This window comes from Pseudomonas fluorescens (genome assembly GCF_902498195.1).
Lineage (GTDB): Bacteria > Pseudomonadota > Gammaproteobacteria > Pseudomonadales > Pseudomonadaceae > Aquipseudomonas > Aquipseudomonas fluorescens_BU.
The window spans coordinates 19235-39997 of record NZ_CABVIY010000002.1 but is presented as its reverse complement, the minus strand read 5'-3'; the positions used below and the strand labels follow the sequence as shown (position 1 = coordinate 39997).

Genomic DNA, 20763 nt, shown 5'->3' with positions numbered 1-20763 from the left:
CAAGGCATCGCCCGCATGGGCGTGACCCTGCGCGACTTGATCAGCGGCATCCGCGATGGCGTGACCCAGATCGCCAGCGCCGCCGAAGAACTGTCTGCGGTGACCGAACAAACCAGCGCCGGGGTCAACAGCCAGAAGGTCGAGACCGATCAGGTCGCCACCGCCATGCACGAAATGACCGCCACGGTTCAGGAAGTCGCGCGTAACGCCGAACAAGCCTCGCAAGCCGCCGCCGCGGCCGATGGCGAAGCCCGCGAGGGTGACAAAGTGGTCAACGAAGCCATTGCCCAGATCGAACGCCTGGCCAGTGAGGTGGTGCGCTCCACCGAAGCCATGAGCGTGCTGCAACAAGAAAGCGACAAGATCGGCAGCGTGATGGACGTGATCAAGGCCGTGGCCGAACAGACCAACCTGCTGGCGCTCAACGCCGCCATCGAAGCGGCCCGTGCCGGTGAAGCCGGGCGTGGTTTTGCCGTGGTGGCCGACGAGGTGCGTGGCCTGGCCCAACGCACGCAGAAGTCCACCGAAGAAATCGAAGGCCTGGTCGCCGGCTTGCAAAACGGCACGCAACAAGTGTCGGCGGTGATGAACAGCAGCCGCGTCCTCACCGACAGCAGCGTGGCCCTGACCCGCAAGGCCGGCGAGTCACTGGAAAGCATCACCCGCACCGTGTCCAACATCCAGTCGATGAACCAGCAAATCGCCGCCGCCGCCGAGCAGCAAAGCGCCGTGGCCGAAGAAATCAGCCGCAGCATCATCAACGTGCGCGACGTGTCGGAGCAGACCGCTGCGGCCAGCGATGAGACAGCCAAGTCCAGCGTTGAACTGGCGCGGTTGGGGAATCAGTTGCAGATGATGGTCAGCCACTTCCGGGTCTGACATTTACTTTGCGTTGAATGGAAACCCCATTCGCGAGCAAGCCCGCTCCCACAGGTTCAATGAACACCCTGTGGGAGCGAGCCTGCTCGCGAAAGCGATCTAACTCTTACGCGCTGATCGCATTGGTAAACACCAACCGATTGCCAAACGGATCGCTGATGGTCATGTCCTGGCTGCCCCATGGCATGGCCTGGATGTGCGGGCGGGCGAAGGGGTATTCCTTGGCCAGCAATTGCTGCTGGAAGGTTTCCAGTTCGTCGGTCTCGATGCGCAGGGCCGAGCCCGGTGTGGCGTCGCCGTGGTGTTCGGACAGGTGCAACACGCATTCGCCGCGGGAGACTTGGAGGTAGAGCGGGAAGTTGGCTTCGAAACGGTGCTGCCAGTCGATCTTGAAACCCAGGAAGTCGACGTAGAATTCCACGGCCTTGATTTCATCGAAGATCCGCAGGATTGGAGTGGTTTTGCCGAAGCTCATCAAGTTGCTCCCAGACAGAAATAGCCCACAGTGTAGCCGGGCTGTACGTCAGCGAATCGGCTTGGTGATGGCATTCTTTAATCTCAATGTGCCACTATTCCAGAATCAAAGGATCGCAGCCTGCGGCAGCGCCTGCAGGGACATGCGATCCGGTGTAGGAGCTGCCGCAGGCTGCGATCTTTTCAGTCAATTAAACCCTGTACGCAAATCCCCTTCCCGCGCCAGGAACCGCCCTTCCCTGCGCCCGTTCGCCTGGCCGTCGCGGTAGCTCAGCACACCGTTGATCCACACCCCTTCGATACCTTCGGCGGCCCGTTGTGGATCGTTGAAGTCCGCCACATCGCGAATGGTCGCCGGGTTGAACAGCACCAGGTCCGCCCAATGCCCTTCGCGAATTTCGCCGCGCTCCTTCAAACCGAATCGCGCCGCCGACAGCCCGGTCATTTTGTGCACGGCGGTGTGCAGCGGGAACAGCCCAACGTCGCGGCTGAAATGCCCCAGCACCCGTGGAAAGGCGCCCCACAGGCGTGGGTGCGGGAACGGGTCTTCCGGCAGGCCATCGGAGCCGACCATCGACAGCGGATGCGCGAGAATCCGTCGCACGTCGGTCTCGTCCATCCCGTAATACACCGCCCCCGCCGGTTGCAGCTGGCGGGCGGCATCGAGCAACGACAGGTTCCACTCGGCGGCGATGTCCATCAGGTCGCGACCGCCCATGTCCGGGTGCGGTGTCGACCAGGTGATGGTGATGCGGTGGGCATCGGTGACTTGCTTGAGGTCCAGGGTCGAGGAACTGGCCGCATACGGATAGCAGTCGCAGCCCACAGGATGGGTTTTCGCCGCCTGCTCCAGGGATGCCAGCAGCTGCGGGCTGCGTCCCCAGTTACCGGCGCCGGCACACTTGAGGTGGGAAATGATCACCGGGGATTTGGCGTGACGGCCGATCTGGAACGCCTCGTCCATGGCCTCCAGCACCGGTTCGAATTCGCTGCGCAAATGGGTGGTGTACACCGCACCGAACGCCGTGAGTTCTTCGGTCAGTTGCATGACTTCGTCGGTGGACGCCGAAAAGGCGCTGGCGTAGGCAAGACCGGTGGACAACCCCAACGCACCGGCTTCCAGGCTCTCGCGCAATTGCTCGCGCATGCCGGCGATTTCATCGGCGCTGGCGGTGCGAAACAGGTCATCGAGGTGGTTGCTGCGCAACGCGGTATGACCGACCAGCGCGGCCACGTTCAGCGTGGTGTTTGCCGCTTCGACCGCCGCGCGGTAATCGCTGAACTTCGGGTAAACAAACGCGGCGGCTGTGCCCAGCAGGTTCATCGGGTCCGGCGGATCGCCGCGCAAGCTGACCGGTGACGCGCTGATCCCGCAGTTGCCGACGATCACCGTGGTCACGCCCTGGCTGAGCTTGGGCAGCATCTGCGGCTGGCGGATCACCACCGTGTCGTCATGGGTGTGCACGTCGATGAATCCCGGCGCCAGCACCTGGCCCTGTGCGTCGATGTCCTCGGCGGCGCGGGCGTCGCGCAAGTCGCCGATGCACTCGATGCGGCCATTGAGGATCGCCACGTCGGCAGGGTAGCCGGGGCGGTTGCTGCCATCGATGATCAGGGCGTTGCGGATCAGCGTGTCGTACTGCATGTCAGTCTCCCAGCGGCAAGTGATCGTCGCCGCCGCGGTAATCGTCCAGGGCAAGTTTGATCCGCCGCAGACGCTCTTGATTGTCTTGAGGATTGGCCAGTGCCAGCTCGGTGGCAAGCACATCGATGGCCAGCAGCATGCCGTAGCGCGCTGCCGTCGGTTTGTAGATGAACGAGGTTTCCGCGCTTTGCAGCGGCAGCACGATGTCGGCCAGTTGTGCCAGCGGCGAGTCGCCACGGGTGATGGCCAGGATCCGTGCGCCATAGTTGCGGGCCAGTTCAACGGTTTCCAGCAATTCGGGGGTGATGCCGGTCAGCGAGCAGACGATGACCACCTGTTCGGCGCTGAGGCTGGCGGCGGTGATGCGCATCATCACCGCGTCGTGGCACACCGCGATCGGGTAGCCGAGCCGCACCAGGCGCACTTGCAGTTCATCGCTGCACAGGGTCGAGCAGCCGCCCATGCCGAAGGCGTGAATCATCCGTGCCTTGCCCAGCAGTTTCACCGCATCGGCAAAGCGCGACTCGTCAAAGGCGGCCAGGTGCTGGCGCAGGGTCGACTCGATATCGCCCACGATCTGCCCGTAGAACGCCGACTGCTCGGGCGTGCCCGCCGGGTCGAGGAAGCGGCTGCCGACGCCGCTGGCCTGGGCCAGTTGCAGGCGCAGGTCACGCAAGTCGCGGCAGCCCACCGTGCGGGCAAACCGCGACAGCGTGGCGGTGCTGACTTCCGCCCGCTGCGCCAGCTCGTCGAGGCTGGCGGAAGCGGCGAAGCCCACGTCGTCGAGCATCAGCCTTGCGATGCGTCCTTCACCGGCGCTGAAAGAATCCTGGCGGGCGCGAATCTGGTAAAGGATGTCCATGGCAAGCGGCTCCGGCTAAATCAGGTAAGAAAGGCCAACGGTCAATGCAAAGGCAACCACCGAAATGATGGTCTCCAGCACGGTCCAGGTCTTGAAGGTCTGGGTGACGGTCATGTTGAAGTATTCCTTGATCAACCAGAAGCCGCCGTCGTTGACGTGGGAAAAAATCACCGACCCGGCGCCGGTGGCCAGCACCAGCAATTCCGGGTGCGGATAGCCCAGGCCAATGGCGACCGGCGCGACCACGCCGGAGGCCGTGGTCATGGCCACGGTGGCCGAACCGGTGGCGATGCGCATCAGCGCGGCGAACAGCCAGCCCATCAGCAGCGGCGACAGGTGGAATTCGTGGGCCAGGCCGACGATCTGGTCGGTGACGCCGGCGTCCACCAGAATCCGGTTCAGGCCGCCACCGGCGCCCACCAGCAAGGTAATGCTGGCGGTCGGTGCCAGGCATTCGTTGGTGAACTTGAGGATCGATTCGCGGTTGAAACCCTGGGCCAGGCCGAGGGTCCAGAAGCTCAGCAAGGTCGCCAGCAACAGCGCGATCACCGAGTTGCCGATGAACAGCAGGAATTGGTTGAAACCGGTGCCGGGCGTGGAAATCAGGTTGGCCCAGCCGCCGATCAGCATCAGCACCACGGGCAGCAGGATGGTTGCCATGGTGATGCCGAAGCCCGGCAGGCTGTCGCGCGGTTCACGTTCGAGGAACTGGCGTTCCAGCGGGTTTTCCGCCGGCAACTGGATGCGCGGCACGATGAATTTGGCGTACAGCGGACCGGCGATGATCGCCGTGGGAATGCCGACGGCAATCGCGTACAGCAAAGTCTGCCCCACCGACGCCTGATACACCTGCACCGCGAGCATCGCCGCCGGGTGTGGCGGGACCAGCGCATGCACCACCGAAAGACCGGCGACCATCGGCAGGCCGACCATCAGGATCGACACGCCGACCCGCCGCGCCACGGTGAACGCAATCGGCACCAGCAGCACGAAACCGACCTCGAAGAACAGCGGCAACCCCACCAGGAACGCGATGCAGACCATCGCCCAGTGCGCGTTCTTCTCGCCGAAACGGTCGATAAGGGTCCGGGCCACCTGCTCGGCACCACCGGATTCGGCCATCATTTTGCCGAGCATCGTGCCCAGCGCCACCACCAGCGCGATATGCCCCAGGGTCTTGCCGACCCCGGCCTCATAGGCCCCGACCACGCCGGACGGCGGCATTCCGGCGACCAGCGCCAGGCCGATGGAAATCAGGGTGATGACGATGAACGGGTTGAGCCGGTAACGGGCGATCAGAACGATCAGGGCGATGATGGCGATGGCGGCGTACACCAGCAGCCAATAGCCGAAGGACAGGGTCATGCGGTACTCCTCGAGAGGGTCACGTCGAAAGTTTTGTGAAACTCTTAAAACATTTCGAGGCGCGATTATCAAACGAGGTGAAAGTAATTTTCGTGCAGAGGTAAGGGATGTCGTTAATGGACATGTATTGTCGTTAACAATGAAAATCGGACCGGCGAATTTTCATGTTGAAGATCAAAAGATCGCAGCCTTCGGCAGCTCCTACAGGGTATACGCATAACGCTGTAGGAGCTGCCGAAGGCTGCGATCCCTTAGAGGTCAGTCGTGAGCGAAGTGCGCCCGCTTGAGCAGCTTCTTGCAGCGCTCGGACAGGTGCAGCACCCGCAGGTGCTTGCCGGCCTTTTCGTAGCGCTCGCGCAGTGTCTTGAGCGCGGCGATGGCGGAGTAGTCGACGAAGCTCAGGTGGCGACAATCGATCGTCACCACCGACGGGTCATTGGCGGGGTCGAACTGGTTGAGGAACGGTGTCGTCGAAGCGAAAAACAGCGTGCCATGCAACAGGTAAAGCTTGCTGCCGTCGGCTTCAAGGTGGCTGTCGGCGTAGAGTTCGCGAGCCTGCTGCCAGGCGAAATTCAGCGCGGCGATGATGATGCCGCACAGCACCGCCGTGGCCAGGTCGGTGAACACCGTGATCACCGTGACCGCAATGATCACCAACACATCATTGAGCGGCACCTTGTTCACCACCCGCAGCGACGCCCAGGCGAAGGTCTGCTGTGACACCACGAACATCACCCCGACCAGCGCCGCCAGCGGAATGCGCTCGATCAGCGGCGACAGGAACAGGATGAACAGTAGAATCGACACCCCGGCCACCACGCCGGACACCCGCCCGCGCCCGCCGGAGCTGAGGTTGATCACGGTCTGGCCGATCATCGCGCAACCGCCCATGCCGCCCAATGCACCGGACACCACGTTCGCCGCCCCCAGCGCCACGCACTCGCGGTCCGGGTAGCCCCGGCTCTCGGTGATTTCGTCGGTGAGGTTCAGGGTCAGCAGGGTTTCCAGCAGGCCGACCAGGGCCATCAGGATCGCGTAGGGCGCGATGATGCGCAGGGTGTCGAGGTTCCACGGGATGTCCGGCAAGGCCAAGGTCGGCAAGCCGCCAGCGATGTGCGCCATGTCACCCAGGGTGCGGGTCGGCAGGCCGAGCAGATACACCGCCAGGCCTACGCCCAGAATCGCCACCAACGCCGGCGGCACGGTGCGGGTCAGGCGCGGCAATACGTAGACAATCGCCATGGTCACGGCCACCAGCCCGATCATCATGTACAACGGCGTGCCGCTCAGCCAGGTTTCACCGCTCTTGAAGTGCTCCAACTGCGCCAAAGCAATGATGATCGCCAGGCCGTTGACGAAGCCCAGCATCACCGGATGCGGCACCATGCGCACCAGTTTGCCGAGCTTGAGCAAGCCGAACGCCATCATGATCAACCCGCCCAGTAATACGGTGGCCAGCAGATATTGCACGCCGTGCTGCACCACCAGCGCAACGATCACCACCGCCATCGACCCGGCGGCGCCGGACACCATGCCCGGCCGACCGCCGAACAGCGCGGTCAGGGTGCAAATGATGAAGGCGCCATACAACCCCATCAGCGGATTGAGGTGAGCCACCAGCGCGAAGGCGATGCATTCGGGCAACAGGGCAAATGACGTGGTCAGGCCGGCCAGGACATCGGCGCGCAGGTGTTTTGGTTTCATGGAGGACCGCAGGGAGTTGCGAGAAAGGATGTGCGGATGTTACGGAATCGAGGGCTGCCCGGCCAGCTCAGGCGTCTTCAGAAACGCCTTCGCGAGCAAGCCCGCTCCCACCGTTGCACGGTCTAATGTGGGAGCGGGCTTGCTCGCGAAGGCCTCAACGCGGTCTAAAGCACATTCACACCATCTCGTTGCGAATCCACTCCACCACCGACGTGCGCTTGGGCACCCACCCCAACAATGCCCGCGCATGCTGGCCGCGCACCCGGCTATTGGAGCCCAGGCCATAGTTGGCCATTTCATACCCCCACTCGGCCTCGGCGTCCTTGAGCGGCCAGTCTTGCGGCTCGCCCAGGTTCAGCACCTGCGCCATGGCCGTGGTCATGTCGATGAACGAGGCTTCGCCGCTCTCGACGAAATAGAACGTGCCCGGAATATTTCTGGTCAGCGCCAGCAGGTACAGCGCCACCACGTCTTCGATGTGCACGTTGGACCAGATGTTCTGACCGGTGCCGACGTGGCGCACCACGCCACTTTTCTGCGCCTGTTTGAGCAAGCGCGGCAATTGCACGCTGTCGCGATGCACGCCCAGGCTGTGGCCGTAGATCAGGGTGTTGCAGATGACCGCCGAGTTCACCCCGTCTTTCGCGGCGGCAAGGATCAGGTTGTCGATAGCCACGCGTGGCGCCTTGTCCACGGTCGGCTCTGGCAGGTTGTCTTCGACGTAGATGACATCACTGGATTTACCGCCCGACGCATCACCGACGATGCTCGAACCGCTGGTGTGCAAAAAGACTTTGTTGGAGCCGCGCAAGGCGTCGAGCAAGGCCTCTACCGCGCCACGATGGTCGCTGCTGGCGGCGTTGATCACGGCGTCAGCGGCCCGGGCCTGTTCGGCCAGGAGCGAGCTGTCGTCCAGCGTGCCGATCACTGGGGTGATGCCCAGCGCTTTCAGCTCATCCGCCTGTTCAGCGTTGCGCACCAGGCCGGTGACGTGGTGGCCGGCCTGGATCAGGCCCGTGGCGATGGAACCGCCGATAAAACCGGCAGCGCCGGTAACGAATACGTTCATGGAGAAACTCCCTGCGTGGGTAAGTGATGCAACGAGTATCAGGCCGTGGCCCCCGACGAAAAATCCCCGCCGGCCCAATTCACTCTTGCGCAGGGATCACGAATCAGTCCTTGAAGTCCGTGCTCGCGTAGAGCGCCAGCTTGCCCTGGATGAAGTCCAGGAAACACTGGATCCGCAAGGCCAGTTGCGAGTTACGGTAGTACACCGCGTTGATCGGCTGGCGATAGCCACTGTTGAACCCGGCCAGCAGCACTTTCAAGCGCCCGGCACGAATGTCTTCGATGGTCATGTAGTGCGACAGGCTGGCGATGCCCTGGCCTTCCAGCGCCAGGTGGCGGATGGTCTCGCCGCTGGAGGCGCTGAGCGACGCCTGGATCGGCCAGCGATCGCCGTGCACATAACGCAGCGGCCATTGGTTGAGGCCTTCGTTCTGGGTGAAGCCCAGCAGCGTATGGTTGGCCAGGTCAGCCACTTCGGTCGGCGTGCCGTGCTGTTCCAGGTACGCGGGGCTGGCGACGATGTGAATCGGACTGCAACCCAGGGAGCGGGCGTGCAGCGTCGAGTCGGCGAGGGTGCCGATACGGATGGCGATGTCGGTGCTTTGCTCAAGCAAGTCGATGATCAGGTCATTGCTGTTGAGTTCGAGCTGGATTTCCGGATAGAGCCGACGGAACTCATCGATGTAGGGCACGATGGCGTGCAGCATGAACGGCGAAGCGGCGTTGATGCGCAAGCGCCCGGACGGTGTCTGCTGGCGGGAGGACAGGCGCTCTTCGAGTTCGTCCATCTGGTCGAGGATCAGCTTGGCGTGCTCGAAGAAATACTTGCCTTCTTCGGTGAGGTCCATGCGCCGGGTAGTGCGGTTGATCAGCGTCGTATCGAGCTTGGCCTCCAGCCGCGACAACGTACGGCTGACCGCCGACGGCGTCTGCCCGACCTGCTCGGCGGCCGCGGAAATCGACCCGCATTCAATCACGCAGACGAAAATCTGCAATTCATCGGATCTGGCTTTCACGGGTGTCCTCATTCGCGAATCGGCGGTGCATGAATCGCAAAGATCGCAGCCTTCGCAAGCGCCTGCAGGTGTACGCAAAGTCTGTAGGCGCTGCCGCAGGCTGCGATCTTTTCAGCCGTTGCGACCGATAGTAGCCGAGCCTCAGGCCTTAAGGCCAAACACCTCGGTCAAATGCTGGCCATAACGCGCCACATCACCTTCGATGTCCGGGCGTTTCATCACATCTACAGCCAGGAAGGTCGGCAAACCGGTCATGCCGAGGAATTCGTTGGCCTTGTGGAACGGGAAGTACACCGCATCCACCCCCTTGCCTTCAAAGAAGTCGGTCGGGTCGTCGAAGGCTTGTTGCGGGGCGTTCCAGGTCAGCGACAGCATGTACTGCTTACCCTGGACCAGACCACCGCTGCCGTATTTCTGCGAGGCATCGGAGCGGGTGCGGCCGTCGCTGGCGTAGAGGCTGCCATGACCTTCGGTGAAGACTTCGTCGATGTACTTCTTGACGGTCCACGGCGCGCCCATCCACCAGCCGGGCATCTGATAAATGATCACGTCGGCCCAGAGGAACTTGGCGACTTCTTCAGCGATGTCGTACCCCTCGTCGATAAACGTGGTTTTGACATCCACGCCGCCACGGTCCAGCACGCTCAATGCAGCTTCATGGAGGGTGGCGTTGTAGCGGCCGTCGGAATGGGCGAATTTTTTGCCGCCATTGAGCAACAGGACTTTTTTCATGGGGGATCTCGGGAAGGTCAGGAATTGGATGGCGGCAGAGTAACGATCCGCCTCGCGCGGAATAAGCATCCTTTTCGCAAAAATCATTTGACCCACACGCACGAATCGATCAGCGATTGTTGCCTTAGACTGATGCCAATTCTGACCTGAGGAACACTGTTCATGAGCGAACTGCAAGGCTTCATCCTGCACGCCAAGACCCGCCCGGAAAAATCCGACGCCTTTGAAGCGTTTTTCAGCGGTTACGTGGAAGCGAGTCGTGCCGAACCCGGCTGCATCGAGTACCACATGTTGCGCGACCAACAGGACCCGACCCTGTTTATCTTCTTCGAGATCTGGCAGTCCCAGGCCCACCTCGACGTGCACTCGAACCTGCCACACATGAAGCAGTTCCTGGCGCAGCGCGATGAGTACCTGGAACGGGATTTCGAGATCCGCGCCATCGAGATGATCAGCCAGCCGTCCGCTAACCGTTGATCAGCAAATGGCCGCCGAGCAATCCAAGGCCAATGAAGAACACCCGCTTGAACAACACGGCGCTGATCCGCTGGCGTAGCCACTGCCCCAGCCACATACCGAGCAACGCCGGGATCAGCACCAGCAGCGACGCGCTCAACTCGCCACCACCGAGGGCGCCGCGCCATAACAGGCCGCCGGCCAGGGCCAGGGTCGAGACGGTGAACGACAGCCCCAGCGCCTGCACCAGCTCATCCTTGCTCAAACCCAATGCTTGCAGATAAGGCACGGCGGGAATCACGAAGACGCCGGTGGCCGAGGTGACGGCGCCGGTCAGCAGGCCGCACAGCGGACCGAGCCAGCGCTCGCTGGGTACGCTGACGCGCAGGGTCGGCAGGAACAGGCCACTCAGTGCATAGAGCAACAACGCCGCCCCCAATCCCCGCACCACCCAATGCCCGCCCACCATGCCAATCCACAGCGTTCCCGCACCGGTGCCGATGAAGATGGCCAGCAGCATCGGCCACAACCGCTTGACCAGCCCCGGCAGATGACCACCGAATGCCAGTTGCCAGACATTGGTCAGTGTCGCCGGGATGATCAACAGCGCCGCAGCCTGCGACGGCGCCATAGCCAGGCCGAGCAGGCCCATGGCAATGGTCGGCAGGCCTAGGCCGATCACACCCTTGATGGTGCCGGCCAGCAGGAAGGTGGCGATGACCAGCAGGGACAAGGCCAGGCCGAGGTTTTGGTAGAACGTGGCGAGTGTATTCATGGGGCTATGGTGGGCCTGGACTGGCCGGTTGGAAATCTGCCATATACTGAGGGTGCCTCTTCCATGACAAGAGGCTGAAGCATGAGTTGAGGCTACCGACGCCTTCGCGGGCAAGCCCGCTCCCACATTTGAAACGCATGCCCCTGTGGGAGCGGGCTTGCTCGCGAAGGCGTCCGTCCAGACAACACAATCCCAGAGACTGCCGATGCACTTCGACCTCACCGACCTGCGCCTCTACCTGCACATCCTCGACACCGGCAACATCACCGCCGGCGCCGCCCGCAGTCATTTGTCGCTGGCGGCGGCGAGCGCGCGTATCCGGGCGATGGAAGCGTCACTGGGCATTGATTTCCTGGAACGCGGCCGTCGCGGCGTCACCCCCACGCCAGCGGGAAAGGCCCTGGCGCAGCACGCCCGCACCCTGCTGCAACACGCCGAACGCATGCAACAGGACCTGGCCGAATATGCCAAAGGCGTCAAAGGCCAGGTGCGGTTGCTGTGCAACACCACGGCCATCGCCGAGCACCTGCCGGAAGTGCTGGCGGACTTCCTGTGCCGCCACCCCAACCTGGACATCGACCTGCAGGAAATGCCGAGCCTGCGCATCGTCCACACCTTGCGCCAGGGTGCGGCGGACCTTGGCATCGTCTCGGACGCCGTGGACACTCACTCGCTCCAAACCCTGCCCTTTCGCGACGACCCGCTGGTGCTGATCATGCCGCTCGGGCATCCATTGGCCGACGGCGTAACGCCCCTCTTCAGCGATACGTTACGTCACGACTATGTGGGCCTGGCCAGCAATAGCGCCCTGGCGGTGTACCTTGAAGAACAGGCCTTGCACGCGGGCACCCGCCTGCCAATCCGCATCCGTGCCGAAGGCTTCGACGGGGTGATCCGCATGGTCGCTCGCGGCGCCGGGCTGGCGATCGTGCCACTGGCGGCGATCCAGCGAAGGGGCGCCGATCAACCGTTCAAAAGCTTCCCCCTGGAGGAACACTGGGCCCAGCGCAAACTGCTGATCTGCGCCCGCGACTTCGCTGCGCTGCCCGCTTACGCCAAGGCCTTGCTGCACGCCTTGACTCTCCCCTGAGGATCAATGCCGGCTCGGCAGTCGTTGAAGACCACCGTCCGGCAATCAGGCCCGCGGGCTACGCCTTCGGCAGTGGGCTCAACGCCGCGACAGCCTTGGGCTTGCGGAAAAACAGGCCGTAGACAAGCGTCAGCAACAGCAGGAACGGCACACCGAACACCAAGGTCATCTTGAAGGCTTCGGTGAAGTAGGTGGTGAGCATCACCGCACCCATCAGCACCAGGCCCAGCAACGTCGTGTACGGAAACAGACGCATGCGGAACGACAGTTTGCGCTCGCCGTGGCGCTGGTGATAACGACGGAAGCAGTAGTGCGTCAGGAAGATCATGAACCAGGTGAAAATGGCGCCGAACATGGAGATCGCCATCATCAAGGTGAACGAACTCTCCGGGTAAAGGATGTTGAGCAGGGTCGCCAGGGCGATGCCGGAACTGGACAGCAACAAGGCGTTCAGCGGGATACCGCTCTTGCTCAACTTGCCCATGGACTTGGGCGCGTAGCCGCCACGGGACAGGCTGAACATCATGCGCGTGGTGATGTACAACTGGCTGTTCATCGCCGACAACGCCGCGATCAGGATCACGAAGTTCATCACCCCGGTGGCACCGGGAATACCGATGGCCTGCATGACCGTGACGAACGGGCTCTGGGTGTGACCGGCCTGGACCCACGGCACAATCGCCAGCATCAGCGCCAGGGTCAGCAGGTAGAACACCACCAGTCGCACGATGGTCGCGCGAAAAGCCTTTTTCACCGCCTGCTCCGGGTCCTTCGCCTCACCGGCCGCCACCGCGATCATTTCCACGCTGAGGTAGCTGAAGATCGACACGATCACCGCCACCCACATGCCTTGCAGGCCATTCGGGAAAAAACCGCCGTGGGCGGTGTAGTTGTGCACGCCGTACTCCGGGTTGCCGGAGCCGAACACCACGTAAACCGCCAGAATGATGAAGCCGACAATCGCGCCGATCTTGATGGTCGAGAACCAGTACTCAAAGGTGCCGAAGGTCTTCACGCTGATAGCGTTCAGTACGATCAGCACACTGGAAAACGAGACGATCCACACCCACTCCGGCACATTGGCGAACCAGTACTTCATGTACATCGCCACCGCTGTCACCTCTGTGCCAACCGCCAGCACAATGGCCGCCCAATAGGCATAGCGCACCAGGAACCCGGCCAGCGGGCTGACGTAGAATTCGGCATAGGCACCGAACGAACCCGAGGTTGAATGGGCCACGGTCATTTCCGCCAGGCAACCCATCAACAGCAACGTGATGATGGCGCCGATGGCGTAGCTGAGCAGCACGCTCGGCCCGGCATACCCGATCGCGTAGGCACTGCCCATGAACAACCCGGTACCAATCGCACCGCCAATGGCGATCATGCTCATCTGCCCCGACGTCAACTGACGCCGCAGCCCCTGCTCACGGTTGGATATCGTTTCAAAACCGCTGTTATCGGTCATTTTTCTGGCCTCTGAATATTATTTTTCTTGAAGAGAGCAGTATCAGGTGACGCTGTGGCGAACCTGGAATTGCGCTTGCGCCCAGGTTTTTTCATCAAGAATCTCGCCCAGGATCTGCACCGCGTCCCAGACCTCGGTGAAGGTCGTGTACAGCGGGGTGAAGCCGAAGCGCATGATCCGCGGCTCGCGGTAATCGCCGATCACGCCACGGGCGATCAGGGCCTGGATCACCGCATAACCTTCGGGATGCTCGAAGCTGACGTGACTGCCACGCTTGGCGTGTTCGCGCGGCGTGATCAGGGTCAAGTCATGGGCCGCGCAGCGTTGTTCGACCAACTCGATGAACAGGTCGGTCAGGGCCAGGGATTTGCGCCGCAGGCTGGCCATGTCGGTCTGGGCGAACACATCCAGGCCGCACTCGACCATCGCCAACGAGGTGATCGGCTGGGTGCCGCACAGATAGCGCGCGATGCCTTTGCTTGGCTCGTAGCCCGACTCCATGGCGAACTGCCGCGAATGGCCGAACCAGCCCGACAGCGGCTGAGGCACCAAATCGCACAACAGCGGCGATACCCAGACAAACGCCTGCGAGCCGGGACCGCCATTAAGGTATTTGTAGGTGCAACCAATGGCGTAATCGGCACCTGCCTGATGCAGGTTGACCGGCACTGCGCCGGCGGAGTGAGCCAGGTCCCAGATCGTCAGCGCCCCGCACTCGTGGGTGAGTGCGGTCAGGGCTTGCATGTCGTGCATGTAGCCGGTCTTGTAGTTGACGTGGGTGAGCATGACCACCGCGGTGTCCTGGTCAATCGCCTGCGGCAGCTCTTCAGGACTGTCGACCAGTCGCAGGGTGTAGCCCTGTTGCAGCATCTGCGTCAGGCCTTCGGCGATGTACAGGTCAGTGGGGAAGTTGCTGCTTTCAGTGACGATGACCCGGCGCGTTGGCGATCGGCTGGCCTGGACCCGCAGCGCGGCGCTGAGCACCTTGAACAGGTTGATCGAGGTGGTGTCGGTCACCACCACTTCGCCGTCACCGGCGCCGATCAGCCCGGCCAGGCGGTTGCCCAGGCGCTCCGACAGGTCGCGCCAGCCCGCGCTGTTCCAGCTGCGGATCAGGCCATTGCCCCACTCCTGGGCGATCACCGCCTGAGCCCGGGCCAGTGCCGCGACGGGCCGCGCCCCCAGGGAGTTGCCGTCGAGGTAAATCACGCCTTCAGGGAGCGCGAACTGCTGGCGCAGCGCCGCCAGGGCATCCTGGGCATCAAGTGCCAGGCAATCGTTTCTTGTCGTCATGCAGAGTCCTGTTTTTTTGTAAGACGTGCCGCCCGGGCGGATCGCAGCCACCGGGACGAGCGGAAGGCGCCTGTCCAGCGCCTTTTCGGTACAGAAATAATGAACGAAACATTGGAGAATTTTCGTGCAAAGTCAGCGGCCTTATAGTAGTTATCTCGCAGAAAATTCGAACCCGACGCCCATTACCGCGAATTTATTTCAACCATGAACCTCGACTCGACAGACCTGCGCATCCTGCATCAACTGCAACAGGATGGCCGCATCAGCAACCAGGAACTGGCGGAGAAAGTCGCCCTCTCGCCGTCGGCCTGCCTGCGCCGTTTGCGCCTGCTGGAAAGCGAGGGAATCATTACCGGCTATCGCGCCGTGCTGAATGCCGAACGGCTGGGAATCGAGCTGGAAGCCATCGTCCATGTGTCATTGCGACAGGACGTCGAGGACTGGCACGAGACCTTCATCAAGAAGGTCCAGTCGTGGCCGGAAGTGGTCACGGCGTATGTGATCACGGGGGCCAGCAACTATGTGCTGCGGGTCCAGGCGCGCAACCTCAAGCACTTCTCGGATTTCATCGTCAACCACCTGAACCGCACGGCGGGCGTCACCGATATCCGCTCGGAAATCGTCCTGCAGAAAATCAAGGAGCAGGACGAGTTGCTGGATCTGGTTGTGCGCAAGTAAAGCGCGATGACGTGCACCTGTATGACCAGAAGTTCACTGAGAGTAATATCTGACCCCTCAATTCAGGCCTGACGACAACAATCAAAAGGGAACGCGATGGCGGACGAAATCTTGCAACAGGGAACACTCAAGCGGGGGTTGAAAAACAGGCATATTCAACTGATCGCCCTGGGTGGCGCGATTGGTACCGGGTTGTTCCTGGGCTCGGCCGGGGTACTCAAGTCCGCCGGGCCTTCGATGATCCTTGGCTACGCCATCGCCGGCTTCATTGCCTTCCTGATCATGCGCCAGTTGGGCGAGATGATTGTCGAAGAACCGGTCGCCGGCTCTTTCAGTCATTTCGCCCACAACTACTGGGGCGGCTTTGCCGGCTTCCTGTCCGGCTGGAACTACTGGGTGCTGTACGTGCTGGTGGGCATGGCCGAGCTGACGGCCGTCGGCAAGTACGTGCAATTCTGGTGGCCGGAAGTGCCCACCTGGGTCAGCGCGGCGGTGTTCTTCGTGCTGGTCAACCTGATCAACACCCTGAACGTCAAAATCTTTGGCGAGATGGAGTTCTGGTTCGCGATCATCAAGGTGGTGGCGATCATCGGCATGATTGCCCTGGGCTGCTACATGCTGGTCAGCGGAACCGGCGGCCCGCAGGCCTCGGTGAGCAACCTGTGGAGCCACGGCGGGTTCTTCCCCAACGGTTACAGCGGTTTGCTGATGGCGATGGCGTTCATCATGTTTTCCTTCGGCGGCCTGGAACTGGTCGGCATCACCGCCGCTGAAGCCAGCGAGCCGAGGAAGGTCATTCCCAAGGCCATCAACCAGGTGGTTTACCGCGTGCTGATTTTCTACGTCGGCGCCCTCACCGTGCTGCTGTCGCTGTATCCCTGGGACCAGCTGTTGCAGACACTGGGCGCTTCCGGCGATGCCTACAGCGGCAGCCCGTTCGTGCAGATTTTTGCCTTGATCGGCAGCGACACCGCCGCACAAATCCTCAACTTCGTGGTGCTCACCGCCGCATTGTCGGTCTACAACAGCGGCGTCTACTGCAACAGCCGCATGCTCTACGGCCTGGCCGAGCAAGGCGATGCACCCAAGGCCCTGATGAAACTGAACAAGCAGGGTGTGCCGTTGCTGGCGCTGGGCGTCTCGGCGTTGATCACGATGCTGTCGGTGCTGGTTAACTACCTGGCCCCGCATGAAGCGCTCGAACTGCTGTTCGCACTGGTGGTTGCCTCGCTGATGATCAACTGGGCAATGATCAGCCTGACCCATATCAAGTTCCGCAAGGCCATGGGGCAACGCGGCATCGTGCCGAGCTTCAAGTCGTTCTGGTTTCCGTTCAGCAACTACCTGTGCCTGGCGTTCATGGCCATGATCATCATCGTCATGTGGATGATTCCGGGGATACGCGCCTCGGTCTTCGCCATTCCGGTCTGGGTACTGGTCATCTACCTGTTCTACCGGATGCGCATGGCAAGGCACCGCGACTTGCCCGTGGCGCAATAACCGCGCAAAAAAACGCCCCGGCCTTCAATGAAGGCCGGGGCTTTTTTTTGTCCGGTTTCAGAGCGTCGAGCGTAGCCGCCACAACTCGGGGAACAGCACGGTATCGAGCATCTTGCGCAGGTAACCCACCCCTTCAGTGCCGCCGGTGCCCGGTTGAAAGCCGATGATCCGCTCAACCGTAGTGACATGCCGGAAGCGCCATTGGCGGAACGAGTCTTCGAGGTCGATGAATTTTTCCGCCAGCTGATAGAGGTCCCAATAACGCGAAGGGTCGGTGTAGACCTCACGCCACGCGGCCTCGACCGAGCTGTCATGCTCTGTCGGGCGGGCCGGATCACGCTCGAAGCGTTGCGGGTCAATTTTCAGGCCGGCACTGGCCAACAGGCGAATCGCCTCGTCATACAGCGAAGGGGTGGCAATCGACTGTTCCAGCGATTGCAGCAGCTGCGGACGATGGGCGTGAGGCCGAAGCAGGGTCGCGCTTTTGTTGCCCAGGATGAACTCGATTTCCCGGTACTGGAAAGACTGGAAGCCCGACGACTGTCCCAGGAATGGCCGGATCGAGTGGTACTCGGTGGGCGTCATGGTGGCCAGCACTGTCCAGGCATGCACCAGCTGATCGAAGATGCGCGAAACCCGCGCCAGCATCTTGAATGCCGGCGGCAACTCGCCGAGCCGCAGGTGTTCCCGCGCGGCCTTGAGTTCGTGCAGCATCAGCTTCATCCACAGCTCGGACGTCTGGTGCTGGATGATGAACAGCATCTCGTTATGGTCCGGTGACAAAGGGTGCTGGGCACTGAGAATGCGCCCCAGGTCCAGGTAGTCGCCGTAGCTCATGGCATCGGAAAAATTCAGCTCGGCGTTATGCCATTCCTCTGTAGCGTTGGCGGATGAGTAAGGGCATTGGCTCATCAGGCAGCCTCCTCGGATGGCGTCGAAGTCAGTGGTCGCAAAATGGCCCTCACCGGGCTGGCGTCGAGATGGGCAAAGCGCAGCGGCAGGGCGATCAATTCGTAATCCCCTTCCGGGACTTCATCCAGGACGATGCCTTCGAGGATGGCCATGCCGTGACGGGCTACCGCGTTGTGCGAATCCATGGTCTTGGATTGTTGCGGGTCCAGCGACGGCGTATCGATGCCGATCAAGCGCACGCCGAGACCGGCCAGCAGATCGACGGTTTCCCTGGCGACCGCTGTAAAGTCGGGGTCCCAGGCACTGAGCGGCGCTTGACGATAGGTGCGCAACAGCACGCGCTCGGGCAGGTTGGCCAATCGGCCTGTCAGTTGCTCCGGCTGCACCAGCCGACCGCTGTCCAGGCAATGCAAGACGCGACAAGGCCCGATGTAGATATCCAGCGGCACCTCACCAATGGCTGCGCCGTCCGCGCTGTAATGCAGGGGGGCATCAACGTGGGCGCCCGTGTGCGGCGACAAGGTAATGCGCCCGACATTCACCGGGCACTCTGGCCCGAAGGTCCAGACACGTTCTTCCTGGAACGGCGTATCCCCCGGCCAGGTCGGTGTGGCGGTACTCAAGGGCGGGCTGATGTCCCACCACGGCACTGTTTTTTTCATGACAACGTTTCCCGGATTTTTCCGAGATGAATGATACGAGTGATGCTTGTGAATAATCTTGCAAAAACCTCCACTCACACCGGCTGTTTTCGCAAAAAATGCCAGGAAACCCGGGTTTATCAACAGAAAATATCAACGAGGATGACCGCCGTTTTCATCCGCCTGACGCTGCCCGGCCAGACGATGGCCACTGCGCTTCTGGATACTTCAGTGTCGAGCACAGACAACTGGTGCAGTGCCAAGCCCGATAGGGTGCGTCTTCAGCTCTCCCCCAACGCCGGAGTCATCATGACCGCAAACGCACCGATCACCGTTCTTCGCGACACCCACCCGCTGCCCGTCCTCGACGCCTGCAAATGGGAAAAACTCGAAGGCGACCCGCACACCGTCAACCTCAACGCCTACACCAGCGAAGACGGCAGCAAGATCATGGGCACCTGGATCTGCACGCCGGGCAAGTGGTATGTCGAATACGTGAAGTGGGAATACTGCGATTTCCGCGAGGGGTATTGCATCATCACCCCCGAAGGCAAGGAGCCGATTCACCTGCGTGCCGGTGACATCTTCGTCATCGAGCCGGGGATGAAAGGCACCTGGGAAGTGGTCGAGACCGTGCGCAAATATTTCGTTTTCGCCTGATCTGTGCAGACCGCCAACCCGTAGGAGCGAGCATGCTCGCGATGGTCGTCAACGATAACGCGGGCAAACTGACTGCCCGCGCTGTCTGGGCCTCCATCGCGAGCATGCTCGCTCCTACAGGTCTCGGGCTTCAGTGTTGCAATATCTTTGATAAAAAGCTGCGCGCGCGATCCGAGCGCGGCGCACCGAAGAACTCTTCGGACTTCACATCCTCGATAATCTCTCCCCCGTCCATGAACACGATGCGATCGGCCACTTTGCGGGCGAAGCCCATTTCGTGGGTGACGCACATCATGGTCATGCCTTCGCGCGCCAGTTCGACCATGACGTCCAGCACCTCGTTGACCATCTCCGGGTCCAGCGCCGAGGTAGGTTCGTCGAACAGCATGGCAATCGGGTCCATGGCCAGGGCCCGGGCGATGGCCACCCGTTGCTGCTGACCGCCGGACAACTGGATCGGGAATTTCTGCGCATGGCTCTTGAGGCCGACGCGCTCCAGCAACCCCATGCTCTTGCTCGTGGCGGTGTCGACGTCCCGGCCCAGCACTTTGATCTGCGCCAGGTTGAGGTTGTCGATAATGCTCAGGTGCGGAAACAGCTCGAAATGCTGGAACACCATCCCCACCCGTGCACGCAATTTCGGCAAGTCGACACCCTTGCCGGTGACGGGCTGGTCCTCGATGAAAATCTCGCCCTCCTGCACAGGCTCAAGGCCATTGACGCATTTGATCAGGGTGCTCTTGCCCGAGCCTGATGGCCCGCACACCACCATCACTTCACCGCGCGAAAGCTCGGTGGTGCAGTTTTTCAGCACCTGGAAATTGCCATACCACTTGCTCAGGTTTTTCATCTGGATCATGCGGTTCTCCCCATGTTTCTTTTCATGCGTTTGGTCAGGTTGGACAGCAGATAGCAGATCACCAGGTAGACCAAGGCAACGAACAGATACAGCTCGACCAGGCGCCCGTCACGCTGTGCGAACTTGCTCGCCGCGCCGGTGAAATCGGCGATGGACAGCACGTACACCAGCGAGGTGTCCTGGAACAGAATGATGGTCTGTGTCAGCAGCAAAGGCGCCATGCGCCGCAACGCCTGCGGCAGGATCACGTACATCATCGCTTGCGTCGGCCGCAGGCCAAGCGCCGCGGCCGCCTGCTTCTGGCCGCCGCTGATGCTCTGGATGCCGCCACGGATGATTTCGCTGTAGTACGCCGCCTCGAACATGCAGAAGGTGACGAAGGCGGTGACCACCGGGCCGATCTGCACGGGTCGTTCCGTTCCGAAGGCCATTTGCAGCAGCAAGGGCATCAGGAAGTAGAACCAGAAAATCACCAGCACCAACGGGATACTGCGCATCACCGTGACGTACGCCAGGGCGAAGCCGCGCATCGCGCGGTTGTGCGACAGGCGCATGAGCGCCAGCAAGGTGCCGGCCACGATCCCCACCGACATGGCCACCAGGGTCAGCAGCAAGGTGAATTTCAGGCCGTTCCACAGGGCCGGCATGGCCCTGACAATGACACTCGGGTCCAGGTCAAACATGGC

The 20763-nt window shown here is 61.7% G+C and carries 21 protein-coding genes; 6 read left to right on the top strand and 15 right to left on the bottom strand.

All coding sequences use genetic code 11. From position 1 onward, the window contains the following. Positions 1-15: 15 nt before the first annotated feature. Complete coding sequence (locus F8N66_RS32080; RefSeq protein WP_412070728.1) at positions 16-879, top strand: methyl-accepting chemotaxis protein; 864 nt, start codon at positions 16-18, stop codon at positions 877-879. A 106-nt stretch (positions 880-985) separates the two neighbouring features. On the opposite strand, the gene F8N66_RS05600 is transcribed toward F8N66_RS32080, so the two are convergent. The 8 genes from F8N66_RS05600 to F8N66_RS05565 form a co-directional block, all read right to left on the bottom strand. Continuing rightward, positions 986-1354, bottom strand: a complete 369-nt coding sequence (locus tag F8N66_RS05600; RefSeq protein WP_150769258.1) for a glyoxalase superfamily protein — start codon at positions 1352-1354, stop codon at positions 986-988. Between the two features lie 186 nt (positions 1355-1540). Further along, entirely contained in the window at positions 1541-2998 is a 1458-nt protein-coding gene (locus F8N66_RS05595; RefSeq protein WP_150769257.1) for an N-acyl-D-amino-acid deacylase family protein, read from the bottom strand. A 1-nt stretch (position 2999) separates the two neighbouring features. After that, on the bottom strand, positions 3000-3860 hold the full coding sequence (locus tag F8N66_RS05590; RefSeq protein ID WP_150769256.1) for a MurR/RpiR family transcriptional regulator: 861 nt from the start codon (positions 3858-3860) through the stop codon (positions 3000-3002). 15 nt (positions 3861-3875) lie between these two features. Continuing rightward, the gene (locus tag F8N66_RS05585) at positions 3876-5225 is read right to left on the bottom strand and encodes a gluconate:H+ symporter (RefSeq protein ID WP_150769255.1); all 1350 of its coding nucleotides are present in this window, start codon (positions 5223-5225) and stop codon (positions 3876-3878) included. Between the two features lie 258 nt (positions 5226-5483). Further along, positions 5484-6929, bottom strand: a complete 1446-nt coding sequence (locus F8N66_RS05580; RefSeq protein WP_150769254.1) for a SulP family inorganic anion transporter — start codon at positions 6927-6929, stop codon at positions 5484-5486. A gap of 175 nt (positions 6930-7104) precedes the next feature. Beyond that, positions 7105-7998 (bottom strand): NAD-dependent epimerase/dehydratase family protein, encoded by an 894-nt coding sequence (locus F8N66_RS05575; RefSeq protein ID WP_150769253.1) that lies wholly within the window; start codon positions 7996-7998, stop codon positions 7105-7107. Positions 7999-8101: 103 nt separating this feature from the next. Further along, positions 8102-9013: a LysR family transcriptional regulator gene (locus F8N66_RS05570; RefSeq protein ID WP_150769252.1), complete on the bottom strand. Its 912-nt coding sequence runs from the start codon at positions 9011-9013 to the stop codon at positions 8102-8104. A gap of 141 nt (positions 9014-9154) precedes the next feature. Further along, positions 9155-9745 carry an NAD(P)H-dependent oxidoreductase gene (locus F8N66_RS05565; RefSeq protein WP_150769251.1) on the bottom strand — a complete coding sequence of 197 codons (591 nt, stop codon included), beginning with the start codon at positions 9743-9745 and terminating at the stop codon, positions 9155-9157. 162 nt (positions 9746-9907) lie between these two features. Between F8N66_RS05565 and F8N66_RS05560 the strand changes: the two genes are divergently transcribed. Continuing rightward, on the top strand, positions 9908-10222 hold the full coding sequence (locus F8N66_RS05560; protein WP_150769250.1) for a putative quinol monooxygenase: 315 nt from the start codon (positions 9908-9910) through the stop codon (positions 10220-10222). Here F8N66_RS05560 and F8N66_RS05555 read toward each other — a convergent pair. Then, positions 10212-10976, bottom strand: coding sequence for a sulfite exporter TauE/SafE family protein (locus F8N66_RS05555; protein WP_150769249.1), 765 nt, complete (start codon positions 10974-10976; stop codon positions 10212-10214). The two genes, F8N66_RS05560 and F8N66_RS05555, sit on opposite strands and share 11 nt — an antisense overlap. A 205-nt stretch (positions 10977-11181) precedes the next feature. Between F8N66_RS05555 and F8N66_RS05545 the strand changes: the two genes are divergently transcribed. Continuing rightward, positions 11182-12066, top strand: coding sequence for a LysR substrate-binding domain-containing protein (locus F8N66_RS05545; RefSeq protein ID WP_150769248.1), 885 nt, complete (start codon positions 11182-11184; stop codon positions 12064-12066). Between the two features lie 58 nt (positions 12067-12124). Here the strand turns inward: F8N66_RS05545 and F8N66_RS05540 are convergent, their stop codons facing one another. Then, the gene (locus F8N66_RS05540; protein ID WP_150769247.1) at positions 12125-13534 is read right to left on the bottom strand and encodes an amino acid permease; all 1410 of its coding nucleotides are present in this window, start codon (positions 13532-13534) and stop codon (positions 12125-12127) included. A 42-nt stretch (positions 13535-13576) separates the two neighbouring features. After that, a complete protein-coding gene (gene kynU, locus F8N66_RS05535; protein WP_150769246.1) occupies positions 13577-14827 on the bottom strand; it encodes a kynureninase in 1251 nt (416 codons plus the stop codon). A 204-nt stretch (positions 14828-15031) separates the two neighbouring features. On the opposite strand from kynU, the gene F8N66_RS05530 reads away from it, so the two are divergent. Together F8N66_RS05530 and F8N66_RS05525 are read left to right on the top strand one after the other, a co-directional pair. After that, positions 15032-15505, top strand: coding sequence for an Lrp/AsnC family transcriptional regulator (locus F8N66_RS05530; RefSeq protein ID WP_150769245.1), 474 nt, complete (start codon positions 15032-15034; stop codon positions 15503-15505). A 96-nt stretch (positions 15506-15601) separates the two neighbouring features. After that, a complete protein-coding gene (locus F8N66_RS05525) occupies positions 15602-17005 on the top strand; it encodes an amino acid permease (protein WP_150769244.1) in 1404 nt (467 codons plus the stop codon). Positions 17006-17062: 57 nt separating this feature from the next. Here the strand turns inward: F8N66_RS05525 and kynA are convergent, their stop codons facing one another. Further along, positions 17063-17917 carry a tryptophan 2,3-dioxygenase gene (gene kynA, locus F8N66_RS05520; protein ID WP_150769243.1) on the bottom strand — a complete coding sequence of 285 codons (855 nt, stop codon included), beginning with the start codon at positions 17915-17917 and terminating at the stop codon, positions 17063-17065. Then, positions 17917-18579 carry an arylformamidase gene (gene kynB / locus F8N66_RS05515; RefSeq protein ID WP_150769242.1) on the bottom strand — a complete coding sequence of 221 codons (663 nt, stop codon included), beginning with the start codon at positions 18577-18579 and terminating at the stop codon, positions 17917-17919. Before kynB ends, kynA begins: the two co-directional genes overlap by 1 nt. Before the next feature lie 288 nt (positions 18580-18867). On the opposite strand from kynB, the gene F8N66_RS05510 reads away from it, so the two are divergent. Beyond that, positions 18868-19218 carry a cupin domain-containing protein gene (locus tag F8N66_RS05510; RefSeq protein WP_077048014.1) on the top strand — a complete coding sequence of 117 codons (351 nt, stop codon included), beginning with the start codon at positions 18868-18870 and terminating at the stop codon, positions 19216-19218. A 130-nt stretch (positions 19219-19348) separates the two neighbouring features. Here the strand turns inward: F8N66_RS05510 and F8N66_RS05505 are convergent, their stop codons facing one another. Together F8N66_RS05505 and F8N66_RS05500 are read right to left on the bottom strand one after the other, a co-directional pair. Beyond that, complete coding sequence (locus F8N66_RS05505; protein ID WP_150769241.1) at positions 19349-20077, bottom strand: amino acid ABC transporter ATP-binding protein; 729 nt, start codon at positions 20075-20077, stop codon at positions 19349-19351. Next, the gene (locus F8N66_RS05500) at positions 20074-20760 is read right to left on the bottom strand and encodes an amino acid ABC transporter permease (RefSeq protein ID WP_150769240.1); all 687 of its coding nucleotides are present in this window, start codon (positions 20758-20760) and stop codon (positions 20074-20076) included. The genes F8N66_RS05505 and F8N66_RS05500 overlap by 4 nt, the downstream gene beginning before the upstream one ends. Positions 20761-20763: the final 3 nt, after the last annotated feature.